8 protein-coding genes are annotated in these 12,506 nt (G+C 57.2%); 3 read left to right on the top strand and 5 right to left on the bottom strand.

The genetic code is table 11. The features are described 5' to 3' along the window. Positions 1-104 precede the first annotated feature (104 nt). Positions 105-2,378 (top strand): amylo-alpha-1,6-glucosidase, encoded by a 2,274-nt coding sequence (locus tag BX591_RS14165; protein WP_111932064.1) that lies wholly within the window; start codon positions 105-107, stop codon positions 2,376-2,378. Positions 2,379-2,734: 356 nt separating this feature from the next. Here the strand turns inward: BX591_RS14165 and BX591_RS14160 are convergent, their stop codons facing one another. The 5 genes from BX591_RS14160 to BX591_RS14130 form a co-directional block, all read right to left on the bottom strand. Then, the gene (locus BX591_RS14160) at positions 2,735-3,769 is read right to left on the bottom strand and encodes a transposase (RefSeq protein ID WP_111932063.1); all 1,035 of its coding nucleotides are present in this window, start codon (positions 3,767-3,769) and stop codon (positions 2,735-2,737) included. 70 nt (positions 3,770-3,839) lie between these two features. Beyond that, entirely contained in the window at positions 3,840-4,715 is an 876-nt protein-coding gene (locus tag BX591_RS14155) for a TniQ family protein (RefSeq protein ID WP_111932062.1), read from the bottom strand. Next, positions 4,715-6,349, bottom strand: coding sequence for an AAA family ATPase (locus BX591_RS14150; protein WP_111932061.1), 1,635 nt, complete (start codon positions 6,347-6,349; stop codon positions 4,715-4,717). The genes BX591_RS14155 and BX591_RS14150 overlap by 1 nt, the downstream gene beginning before the upstream one ends. Further along, positions 6,330-8,543 carry a transcriptional antiterminator gene (locus tag BX591_RS14145; RefSeq protein ID WP_146749761.1) on the bottom strand — a complete coding sequence of 738 codons (2,214 nt, stop codon included), beginning with the start codon at positions 8,541-8,543 and terminating at the stop codon, positions 6,330-6,332. The genes BX591_RS14150 and BX591_RS14145 overlap by 20 nt, the downstream gene beginning before the upstream one ends. A 292-nt stretch (positions 8,544-8,835) precedes the next feature. Beyond that, entirely contained in the window at positions 8,836-9,690 is an 855-nt protein-coding gene (locus tag BX591_RS14130) for a TnsA endonuclease C-terminal domain-containing protein (protein ID WP_111932057.1), read from the bottom strand. Between the two features lie 479 nt (positions 9,691-10,169). On the opposite strand from BX591_RS14130, the gene BX591_RS14125 reads away from it, so the two are divergent. Together BX591_RS14125 and BX591_RS14120 are read left to right on the top strand one after the other, a co-directional pair. After that, positions 10,170-10,400, top strand: a complete 231-nt coding sequence (locus BX591_RS14125) for a DUF6471 domain-containing protein (protein ID WP_111932056.1) — start codon at positions 10,170-10,172, stop codon at positions 10,398-10,400. Positions 10,401-10,566: 166 nt separating this feature from the next. Continuing rightward, positions 10,567-10,848 (top strand): BPSL0761 family protein, encoded by a 282-nt coding sequence (locus BX591_RS14120; RefSeq protein WP_176343074.1) that lies wholly within the window; start codon positions 10,567-10,569, stop codon positions 10,846-10,848. The last annotated feature ends 1,658 nt before the right edge of the window (positions 10,849-12,506 follow it).

Here is a 12,506-nt window from a genome sequence, read left to right as displayed (position 1 = left end):
GTCTGACGCGGACAGACCCTCTACAATCGGAAGCGACCGGGCTGGTCCCAGCAGCAACCGAACGTGACACTGAACGTGCAAGCGAACTCATAGGAGTGACTCTGATGCAGCAGCCAGAAGCCCTCGGCGGCCTGTCGGGCGGAATCGATCATCACGAACCCGAGCCGGACGGCGCATTCATCCCGACGGAAAATCTCAACGTCGCGAGCGCCGCCCAGCATGTGCTGAAGTCCGGCGACACCTTTATCGTCAACGATCCGCTCGGCGATATCACGGGCCATGACGACGGCCTGTTCGTCAACGACACGCGGGTGCTCTCGCAACTGCGGCTGACCTTCGGCGGCCGCGCGCCGTCGCTGTTGTCGGGCAGCGTGAGCAGCGACAACACGTCGTTCACCGCGCATCTGACCAATCGTCCGCTGCCGCCGCTCGGCGGCGACAGCACGCCGGAGGGCGTGATCCACGTCGAGCGCGTGCGGGTGCTCTCCGGCACCGTGCTCAACGAAGCAATCGAACTCACCAATTACGGCACCAGCGACGCCGTCGTGCCGTTGTCCATTTCGTTCGCCAGCGACTTCCGCGACATGTTCGAAGTGCGCGGCCTGAAGCGCGCCAAACAAGGCCGCATCGAACCCGCGCGCATCGAGAATCGCGAGGTGCTGCTCGGCTACCTGGGTCTCGACGACGTGGCGCGTAATGTGCAGATCGCGTTTTCGCCGGAACCGGACAAGCTGTTCGCCGACCGCGCCGACTACACGGTGAAGCTGCCGGCGCAAGCGTGCGTGTCGATTTATCTGTCGGTGGCGGTGCAGGTCGTGCCGCAAGCGGGCAAGCCTGCCGCCGAAGTCTCCCAGCCCACTCACGCGCAGAGCGAAGCGCACATGTCGCAGATCGACGCGGAGCGCCCGCGCGTGGGCCGCGCCGCGGTGCGTGCCGCGCTGGTCGACGCCCACCTCGTAATGCGCGAGCGCCGTCGCGTGACCGCGCGGGTGCGTTCGAGCAATCCGCTGTTCAACGCCTGGATCGACCGTTCGCTGGCCGATCTCGGCCTGCTGACCACGGACCTCGCCACCGGCCCCTATCCGTATGCCGGCATTCCGTGGTTCTCCACGCCGTTCGGCCGCGACGCCGTGATTACGTCGCTGCAGACACTGTGGCTGCAGCCGCAACTGGCGGCCGGCGTACTGCGCTTTCTCGCCGAGCATCAGGCGCGCGAAAACTCGCCGTTCCGCGACGCCGCGCCCGGCAAGATCATGCACGAAATGCGCAAGGGCGAAATGGCCGCCACTGGCGAGGTGCCGTTCGCGCTGTACTACGGCGGCGTCGATACCACGCCGCTGTTTATCGTGCTGGCCGGCGCCTACGCGGCGCGCACGGGCGACCTCGCGTTGATCGACGAATTGTGGCCGGCGCTGGAGCGCGCGGCGCAGTGGGTGGCGGGCGTGTGCGACAAGAACCGTTTTGGCTTGCTCGACTATCAGCGCGAGTCGGACGGCGGCCTCGCGAACCAGGGCTGGAAAGACAGCCACGACTCCGTGTTCCATGCCGACGGCCGCTTCCCCGACGGGCCGATCGCGCTCGTCGAAGTGCAGGCGTACGCAAGCGCCGCGTTCGACACCATGGCGCACTTCGCCAAGCTGCGTGGCCTGCACGAACCGGCCGAACACTACAGCGAACGCGCGAAAAAAATCCGTCAGTGCGTGGAAGAAAAATACTGGATGGAAGAGTCCGGCTTCTACGGCATCGCGCTCGACGGCCACGGCGAACTGTGCCGCGTGATGGCGTCGAACGCCGGCCATCTGCTGGCCTTCGGTCTCCCTGCACGCGAGCGGGGCGAAGCGGTGGTGCGCGCGCTCGACTCCACGCTGTTCCATACCGGCTGGGGTGTGCGCACGCTGGCCGCGAGCCAGGCGCGCTTCAACCCAATGGCCTATCACAACGGCTCCGTCTGGCCGCACGACAACGCGTTGTGCGCGCGCGGCCTGTCGCGCTACGGTGGTAAAGCGGCGGCCGTGCGGCTTCTGCAGGCGCTGTTCCAGGCGGCGGTCAACTTCGACATGCGCTTGCCCGAACTGTTCTGCGGTTTTCCACGGCGGCGCGGCGAGCCGCCTACCGCGTATCCGGTCGCCTGTCTGCCGCAAGCGTGGGCCGCCGGCTCGCCGTTCATGATGCTCGAAGCGTGTCTGGGCATCACGATCGACGCCGAACGCCGCGAAGTGCTGATCGAACAGCCGATGCTGCCCGAAGGCATCGACTGGCTCGAAGTCGGCGATCTGCGGGTCGGCGATTCGTCCGTCTCGATCACGTTCCGCCGCATTGGCGAGAAGGTGGTTGCGTCGGCGGAGCAGGGCGACGTGCGGGTGGTGGCGCTGCTGTGAAGCGACGGTAAAACCGCGGTAAAACCGTTGGTAGCTCGCAATCGATTGTTGTCCCGTGCACGCTCCCTAACTGACTGAATGCGTTGAAATTGTAAAAATTGCAGGGCGTGTCGTTCGCAATCCAATCTGGCCTACGGCGCGTTGGTCGAAAGTTTGCAATTGCAAACGAAAGCTGTCCCGAAAATCGCTATCAATGTTGTCCTAACGCGATGCTCGGGCCGAGGTGTGATTTCGGTTGCAGCACTCAGCCCTGTTCTTTTATATAGCGACAGAAAAAAAAGACCGCCCAATTGGGCGGTCTGCAGAAAAGCCGGGCCGATGCCGGTCAGGGCATCAGACTTCTACTTCGACTGGCGTTATGCCGCGTTGGCGACAGTAAAATATCGTTTTCTCATTTCGAGAACGGTTGCGACGAGCTTGTGCCATTTGCCAGACCGTCGATAGTCTCGATAGAGCGAACTCACCGCCGAAAGTGTTCCATGTTTTGAATTCACCGAGGTCCAACCGACACCCGTTCCGAGCTTTTCCAAGATTGCGTTGACAAACGCGCGCGTTTGTTCGCCGCTTCGACATTGTGGACCAGTTGGGAACAGGTATGCGACACAGGCCCATTCATCATCGGAAAGCCCCCAGCCGGACGGGCCCTCAATAAGGTCAGAGTCGACGAGTATCGGGTTGAGACGCTCCCCGGGTGCCGGCTCTCTGAGTCGAAAGTGTTGCGGTTGCCGGCCGGCCCAGTCAAAAGGTGCTTCGAGTGGAGAGCATCTGACAATGCTTAAACTCGACACAAAGAACTTGCGTCCTCTTAGACAACCTTTTACCGAGATGTCTATCTCGGCTGTCGGCAACTTGATTCCAACGACTCCGTAGGTAGCCCTGGTGTAAACGGAATCGAATGCAGCTCGGGCTGTGGGAAAACAGTAAAGCCATCGAAGTCGCTCAAGGCCTGTGTCGCCAACCGGGACATGTTGTCTAAGCTTTCGAGGGAGAATTGCAACAGTTGTTGAACCATTCGCGTACACGGGAGCGAGCAGCATGTCTAGTCCTGAAGGTCGAAACAGATATTGAAAGACGGTCGCATTCGGTTTGAACAACGCCTTGAGCACAAGTATCGCCGGCAAAACCAGACGAAGCCCATTATGGTCGACCTCAAACATCTGGTGCTTGTTAGCGGCGGGGTAGGCTTCAATAGCCATCTCTGAGAAGAAGTCGGTGGCATCCACTACCTTCCATCGTGAAAAGCACGTGGCTACCGACATTCGGCTGGTGCTTGACGCGTGTATGTCGGCCTCCCAAGCGGCTTCGACGTTCATCCATTCAACATCCCTATCTCCGTTCACTACCCTTGCCGCCAAAACTCCATTTCTTCGTTCAATCGCTTGCAGCCACATGTCCTGCGCTCCATAGTTGTCTATAGAGCGTGTAGCTATCAGCAAAAGAAATTGCGGTGCTGGTCGCCTTCTAAAATTTTAGGAAAAGACGTAGCAAGATGTGGCGAAGCTGAAATAGTGGAGAAGGGCGTGCGCCGTGAGCGAGGCGAGCTGGCCACGCATCCGAGCCTACCGAAGATAAGTGGAGGCCGACCTTGTCGAGGAACCGGTCACCGTAAAACCGAGTGAAGTCAACTACACACTGCTGAACGTCCCAGCAGCATTGCCGGTTCCTGTCGTCAATTTCCATTGCGTATCGTAAATATTCATCGCTGACATCGTTCCAAGTCTCCGCAGGTAGCGCAATCGACTCGAGCACGGCAGCGGCGAGTCGCTGCAATGTTTGCACGTCGAGCCCCCATTCGACCGGGGTGCCTTCGACCTCTTGCGGAAGCTTTGCATTGACATTTGACAGCTTTGGTAACACGGAGATGCCGGAGACACAGAGTGGTTCGCCGTGTTTAGGGCACACAAACACGCCCGGCAGCGCATGCAGGCGATGCCAATAGCTCTCGCCGATTTCCTTGCATTCCTCAGCACGACATTTCTTGCAAAACCGTCGGCGGGACATGTCTTTGACGTGCAGGCCTAAGGTAGCGCGCAGGCGGACGCTGTTTCCTCGCGCCGTGGCGGTCAGAAGTTCGCGTTCCAGGAGCGCCCGCCGTTTTGTTGGCAAGGCAATTGCCGCATACGGAAACACAGTGTGGTCAAGCAGCATCTCACTCGGAGACAGATTGGTTAGACGCGACAACCCTTGGAAGAACGACGGGTACAGATATGAGAGGTCACTCGACCCGTCTTCCAGGACCTTGACGAGCGACGCCGGGGGAAGCCCAAGATGATGGCAGGCCCGGATGAGCAAGCTGCCGAGCAGCTCATCCGGATAAGGTGTCGGAAAATATCGCATTAAACGTAGCCGAGCAACTCGTGCAGGGGGCGCGCCGCCCCCATGGCGACGAGTTCGTCGAAGGTTGTCGTATCGCGTTCGTTAGCCTGACGGATGGCGTTCCGATAATCGTCCGGCGCAAGTTCTACGACTTCGGCCGTATCGTCAACCGACTTCTTCTTACCGCGAACGGAGGCCGGAGGCTTCGCGAGCTTCAGCGCCGCACTGGTGGCTTCGACAAGGCCGACCGCTTTGCCTTCCTGCGCGACCTTCGAAGCCATCGAAACCGCGCGGTCTTCGCTGATGCCAGCTTCGACAAGTATGCTAGCGACACGCGGTACGAGGGCAGGATTGCCGGCAGTAAGTGCCGCTCCACGCTGACGCACGCCTTCATAGGCGTTAAGGGCATCGTCGAGAAGTGATGTGAACTCAGGCGGCGTGATGTCTTCGTAAAGACAGAGTGCGTCGGTATCGCCGGTCCTGAGCGCGTCGACAATCGGTGCGACTCGCGAGAGCTCGTTGGACATGATTGCAGCGAGAGTCTCAATCGAAAACGTCTCGGTACCATCGAGCATCCCGCGCCACTGTGCGCACATGAACATTTTGACGGCAATGTCCGGGATTCCCTGGCAGCATTCGTACACGAAGTTGGACATCACGTTATCGAGCGACACAGGCTTCAGCAGCCACTGGAATGACCACAGCGACGAAATGAAGTCTTCCCACTCACCGGGTTCGTCCAGATTGTCGCTGCGTGACAATGCATCCCACGTAGGAAAGCCAGCGCCGCAGCTGCGACGAGCAACGCTGCCATCAAGCCCGAGAACCTTGAGTGCCTTGTTGGTACCAGCGAACACGATGGGAACGTTAAGCTCGTTCGAGCTTGTTACCAGTGCGGCCATAAGCGACACCTTCGTCTTGCCGGCATTCCGCAGATTCTGGATTTCGTCGATTACCAGCACTCCGACATAATGGTTGTGCAAGGCACGTGCACAGTGATTCAGCAGTACCTCTGCCGCCATGGATGGCTTGTAGAGTTCGAGGTATTTTGCATCTGGCACGAGCAAGTCGAGCTTTCTCAGAATAGAGAGGGCCAGGCCTTTAACTGAAATACCATCGTGCGGACACTCGATGTGCAGGTACGGAATCTGCACGACTCCGTCCGGATGAATAATAGCCTCCGGATAGCGCAGAAATATACGGCGCACGGTTGTAGTCTTGCCGGTCCCTGGAAGCCCAACCAGGGCTGACGATAGCTGGGCGTTTGCCGAGCGTTTCATCTGGCTCGGAAATGCGCGCCCCTCCTGTTGTGCATCGTAGAGCCGCTGATACGTCTGAATGTGTTCCTTTGAACGAATTCCGCGCCGCGAATAGCCGGTGCGTATAAGCGTGTCAAAGGCACGGGCCAGATTGAGATGTCGCTGCAGTGGCCGCAGAAGATGGGCGAGTTCCGCAACCATGCAGAGGCGCTCGCTCGTGGGCCAGTCACGTTGCGCAACGGAGAACACCGGAAACTCGAACAGTTCGTCCGCGAGCTGCTCGTCCGACGGAATGGGTGGGAGGGCGGAAATAAGCACGTTATCGCGGAACTGCGGGATACGCTGTTCCGTGTATCGGGCTTCGACACAGTATGGATTAGAGATGGGTGAGTTCATTTGTCTTCTCCTGTGCCTTTCGGCGCAGCAAATCATCAATAGTCGAGCGCGGCCGTTCGGCCGCGTCCTCAACCGGTATTTTCGGTTGTTGGTGAGCACAGCCCTCGACATGGTCTGACGAGTGAAGCGCAATCACGTTACCAACACGCTTCGACTCGCTGTTGGTGGGCGGCATGGAGGTCTGTAAACGTCGAAGACGACTCTTTTCTGCATCACGCTCAGCAGCGGTATCTGCTTTTCGAGCGGAGCGCGCTGCACTTGTCGCAGCCTGTTTGGTCGCGGCAATCGCTCTAGTTGTGATGGCTTGAGCCCTTTGCCGCCGGCTCATTTCAGCCTGATTGGTCTTGTCTTCCAGCAATTTCTTTGCTCGCCGCTCTTTCACGATAATGTATTCAACTTCTGCGAACGAATAGCCAGAAAAGCGGCCACTGTCCTTGGCCAGCGTGCAAGGAAATGTCCGTCCCTTGGAATCGTGAACAATGATGTTATCCACCAGTCGGAGGTCATAAGAGCAGTGCACTTCCGGCGACTTTCCCATGCCTGCATTGACCATCCATTGTCGAACGGTCGGGTCGTCATCTACGGATTTGTAGATGCAATTTTCGAATTCAATTCCTTGTTGTGTCACTTTTGCCTTTTTGCTTTTTGGGTCGTCTGTTGTTCGAGGAAGCAATTGCAAGTGAAGATAGTCGTATGTGTAATTCGCACCGGCACAGCCATTGAGTTCAAGTTCCTGTTTCCAAAGCTGAGTTGGAATTGCATTCCACCCAGCAAGAACCTGCGCTGGTGATAGCGGATAGTTTTCCATCGCCGTCGTGTTGTGCTTTATGATTTGACCCAAGATAAGCGAAGTGCATTCTTCGAGTGTCAAAGCAGCATCCAGGTGATATTTCTTCGCACGACGTTTCACGGCTTCCATAGGCGGCTCGTAGCCTGGCGCCATGTCTTTAATCGCGCAGTGAGCGGCGTGGAACCCTGCCTCCACAACGCCTTTCGTGATGGGGAGAAGGGACTGTGTGTTCGAGATGGTGGCTTCCATGCCGTCGCATATACGGTCGCTGTTTCGCGAGGCCATTTCGCCACGGTCACCGAGAAACTTTGCGGGAAATACTCCGTCGGCGGGCCAGTGAGCGGGGTCGTAAGGATGCCCGTATTTCTCACACAGGGCACGTTTGTCCTCAGCAAGACTTAGGATTGCAAGCATTGCACCGGTCCATGACGCGTTTTCCAAGCCGAGATAAAAGCCCACAATCAGACGTGTCTTGCGGTCATATATCAGGTATAGGGTCGGTTTACCGATAATGTGATGCCGATTGGCTTCGGCCACCAGGAAGGTATCGAAGATGGTCGCATCGAGCTCATAGATGTGACCGGGCGCGACAGCTTCTTCGAGCGAACTGCCGGTCATCGGCTTGTTTTCGCGGTCAAAGTTCTTATCGCCTTTCTTACCGCGCTTCACGTCTTCCGGGGTGAAGAGCGTTTTGAGAACATGTCGCAACTGATGGATGGAGGGATGCTCGCCCTCAGGACGCTTCACGAGGTCACCGTTTCCGTCCCTGAACGAATAGTGTTTAGCTATCAGGTCAATATGGACGCCCTTGAGCGAAGCGTGTTCCTTTTTTATGTAGCGCTTTTCGAGGAACTCTTTCGCCCGCTTGATATCTTCGGCGCCCATCTGAAATACGCTGTATCGGCCGTCCCCAGGCATACGTCCACGGCCACTCGTTCCTGACGTTTGGTTCTGGCCATTGCGTGCACTTCCAGGAATCAGGACATACTTGCTTTGTCCTTGTGACCACCATTTGTGCAGATAGCCATAAATAGTTGTCTTGGAGATATCCAGTTCGTCGGCGCGAGCGAGTACAAGCCGATTGCGTTTGCGCTCGTCAAGGATATCGTCATTCTCGGACCCATCTGCATTCAGAATCAGGGGTTTAATCACCTCATATGCGGCGTTGGCGCGATTGCGCGCCTTTTCAGAATAGAACGCAAAGTCGGGCAATTTCGCGCAAGCAGTGGATTGCGTGGCGACGCGAGAGTGGCTGCGGAGAACGCCAAAGTCACGTTCGACAGGCCAAGAGTGCGCACGGGATAGATTTATGACCCAGCCAGTGTTGGGAGAGGAAGTCTTGACGACACGATATTGGCAGCCGTCGTTGCCATCAAAAACGTCGTTTTTCAAAAGGGCCTGCATGATTTTCTCAGTGTATGTTGTGCCGATGGAAACGCCGAATGCCTAGAGCGACCGGTTCCCTTCTGCGATTGCCTTCTTGAGAAACTGAAGGAACTGGTCGTAGGTGAGCGTTGAATCGAGGCCGGTCGATTTCCTTGAGTTCCTGTGGAACGTCGGGGTCCCATACATTTGGGTGCACTGAGGGTTGGCGCGTTGAATGATAAATTCGACGGCGCCTTCAGAGGAGGGGTTGCTAGGAAACATGAGATATGTCCTTAAAGTCGAGTAAGCGGAGGTCTGGTTGTTAAAGGTCTTACTGCCCGACGGCTCGCTGGGAGGCAGAATCAGCCTCGACAAGGAAGCTTTGGAGTGGAAGTTTGGCCACGTCGGAGTTGCGCAGGTCGCATTTCAGCCTGCGGTCCCAAAGAAGCATTCGAGCCGCCCGTGACGCATCGCCACTTCGCAATCCATGGCGTTCATCGAACTTCTGGCAGTACTCGACGAGGGTTCCGTTGTACGAGCTGTTCGCGAGTTCGTAGAACATCTGATTAGATTTTTCACTGATGTAGCCGACATACGCTTCGTCTTCGCCGGTCTTCGCAATTCCACCGCGAATCCACTCAATGTTCTTGACCAGCTGCATGTGCAACTGTGAATGCAGTACCAGATGGTGTGGCACATTCATGCCGGCGAAGTAGGCTCGCGTAATCTGTAGCTTGGCGATGATGTGGTCTGCGTTTTTTGCATCCATGTCCTCCGAGCGTTTGCAATCAAAGGCCGCGATGCGCAGGTCGCCACCCCGCTTATCAACACCGAGAAAATCCACAGTCATTACCGTCGGGACATGCGTGCCGGGATAGTAGGGGTGCTTGATACCGAGTGCTGCCGCAATCTCTAGCGTCAGTTTGCGTTCAAGTGGATAGCCTTCGTACAACTCGGGAAACTTGCGAGAGAATTCGAGGAGCAGGAATGTACGCCACTCAACATCCGACTGAAGATGTATGGTGCGGCCATAGACCGGGCTCCATGCGCGATGCGTGCGCCCCATTGATGCCATGTCGTGGACCCCGACCCAAGGCACGTAATCTGGGCCCTCTCCGGAACCTTGACCCTCTTTAAAGAGCCGTTCAATCACCGGCTCGCTCCACTTCTGTATTCCCTTTGCCATGACAACTTCCGTAATAAATGTCCTTGAGCGACATGTGCTCAGGACATGTAGCGAGAAATGGCCGGGTAAAACTTTTTCAAAAATTTAGGGGCGGGCGACGCGAGGCCGGTTTTCTTTAGATAAAACTGGGGCGTCGGGCTCGCGAGTCCTGACAGATGCTGTTGCCGAGGGCGGGGTAGGCGGGACTGACCTAAAGGAATCCCACTGGCCAGCACGAATACGGCTGCGCTTGCACGGGCGCAATCCGTCGTCGCCGCAAAAACGCAGAGCATGGTCTGAAGCAGTGGAGCGCGGTCATCTTTAGCTCCTAATGCCTAACGGCGGTCTATCGAAAGCATCCCGCGCCCGCTCAGGCAGGCGTGTACTTTTGAGATAAATCGCAACGCGTATATGGACTAAAAATCGCATATATGCGATTATAGGAGCGTATCCGAAGGAGGCAAGGAATAATCCGCCTTTTGCAATCAGGTCACAGGCGGATGGCGGACTGGTACCAAATCGCGGGGAATGTGCTGCGGGCCGAGCTTGCTCGCCAAGGCATTACCTATCGCCAGCTCGCAAATGCGATGGCGCAGATTGGGGTGGCGGAGACAGAACGCTCCATCGCCAGCAAACTATCCCGGGGTAGCTTTTCCTTCGCCTTCTATCTCCAGTGCATGCGCGCCCTTGGCCGTACTGACTTCCGCGTCGATATCACCGACGTGCCGTAATCAAAGTGACGTCGTCGAACGACACCGAATCGATATGTCCGGTCTGCCGGGAGCAACGGCGCGGCCGCAATATTAAGTATTTGCATAATCGCACATATGCGATTATTGTAGCGAATATGGGCTTGAATTTGCCATTTCGGTCTCTTCAGCTCGGTGGAGGCAAAGCATGACGACTCCGGCGGAACGGACGCGTTCGATTTCTGGTGCCCGACGATTTCTCGAGTCAGTTGCCGAAGGGATTTCGGATGTCGACGCGCGGCTGGTGCGAACGCTCGCAATGAGCCTACTGCGGCACTTCCCGTCCGATACCGACATTTCTGCATCAAGTGCTGTTTTGCCCTCAGTTTGGGCGATACCGCAGCACGATTTGGTAGCGGTAGATACCAAGCAGGTTGAGCAAAAGGGCACCCTTCATGAAGTCACCGGCGCGACGGAGTTTTCGCGGTAGCAGACGCGTGGCAACGCGGAGTCTGCGGCGTGTTCCGCATCATCGATGGCGTTACCGCTGGCCCAATGAGACGCCGTGGCCTCTGCCATCATTGCGTGCACGTCGGTCGTTGATTGAGTTTGCCTTAGCCGAACTGGCCATCGAATTTGCTCGCCGGTTTGAGGGTTACATCCAGCGTCGCCGGCGTGGGTTGAGGAAGCGAAGGGAGCTGATAAGCGCGTCGAGCGTGCGAAACGTCCTGCAGTCGTCGTTCGAGGCAACGATGCTGCATCCGAAGTCGGGTTCGCCAGTCGATTCAAGTCGAAGGAATGTTTTTATCTACTTATTCGCCGAAGCAGCATTGAGGAATACCAGGCAAAAAGCTTCGGCCTTGTAGAAACCAGTGTGCGCCGAAGCATAGCTGCGTGGAGGCGCACGCAGTCGTACCACGGCAAGTGCTTCATTGTCGCCACAGCGCGAGAATAGGCGCTGGGGATGGGAGCGTAGACGATGAATCGACTCATGAATCAACTGCTCCCATTGTTGCTAATGCCAGCTGCGTTTGCGGTCATTGGCTTCACGCTAGGGCGCTTGATTCGTGGCTGCAGGCCGAAGTGTGATGCTCGATATCCCCGTCTCGTGATGAGTTCGATTTATCTGCGGGATGCACATAACTCGGCGTTGTCACAGCATACCCGAATGTGGTGCGCATTTGAAAGCATTTACTTCTGTTGTCTAGAAGTCGTCGTTGCGCGTGGCTTGGACGTGACGGAACTGGGCCATCCTGCCGCGGGTGTCATGCACGCGGGATTGACATCAATGGCCGCTTCACCCGACGAAATCGCCACTGCGCAACTGCTTGCAGAATGGGTGCACGAAACGAACCCCCGGTTGCCGGGCGTTACTGTTGGGGAAGCTTGCAAGGTGGCTAAAAGCGTGGATAGGAAAACTACCAGGTTACTGTCATAGGCTCGGTGAATCACAACTTTTGCATCAGTTGAGGACCGTCTTGAGACCCTATTCAACGGTCAACTACCGTTGCGTCATATCGATGGCTAATCGGCTACAAGCGGAGGCAGTGTGCGTGGTAGGAACGTGACTATCGTGGTCGAGGCAACTTTGACGTCAAAAGGATGCTTCATCTCTGCTGTGAATATGAAAGCCGCCCTCAGGGTGGGACCCGATACGCAACTGAAGTGGCACGTGCTGCTCCAGGGCGGCGTGATTGTTCGGGCAGAGGAATTGGCAATCTTGAGCTTGGCAGGTCCCGTGAAGGCAAGCAGGCATGTAGCCATTGAAGACATGTGCCCATAGCGCTGGCCTGCCGACGGAGCGCAACTTTCGACGGGACACACCAACGGGATGGGGGTATTCGTGCTGCGAGTGACGGTTGAGTTGTGGCCAGATGGTCGAGAATCTGGCAAGCGCGTGATTGCTACTGCGGACATCGGGCGTATTGCGGATGGGGCTCTTGCCGATTACGAAGCGCGCCTCTATGAAGACGGCCTCGGTAGTGTGCGGGCAGGGCATGTCTCCGCGTACCCGCGCTGGTCCGCATCGATTTGGGATTTAGTCGCGCGCAGCATTTCCGCTGCACTAGGCGACAACGCGGACCAGCTACCGCCGCGGCCCCTGCAACCAGATGTCCCAATGCACACAACCCCCGAAGGTACCCGGTA

It is taken from the genome of Paraburkholderia bryophila (genome assembly GCF_003269035.1).
GTDB classification, from domain to species: Bacteria; Pseudomonadota; Gammaproteobacteria; order Burkholderiales; family Burkholderiaceae; genus Paraburkholderia; species Paraburkholderia bryophila.
This window is presented reverse-complemented; position numbering and strand designations above follow the sequence as displayed.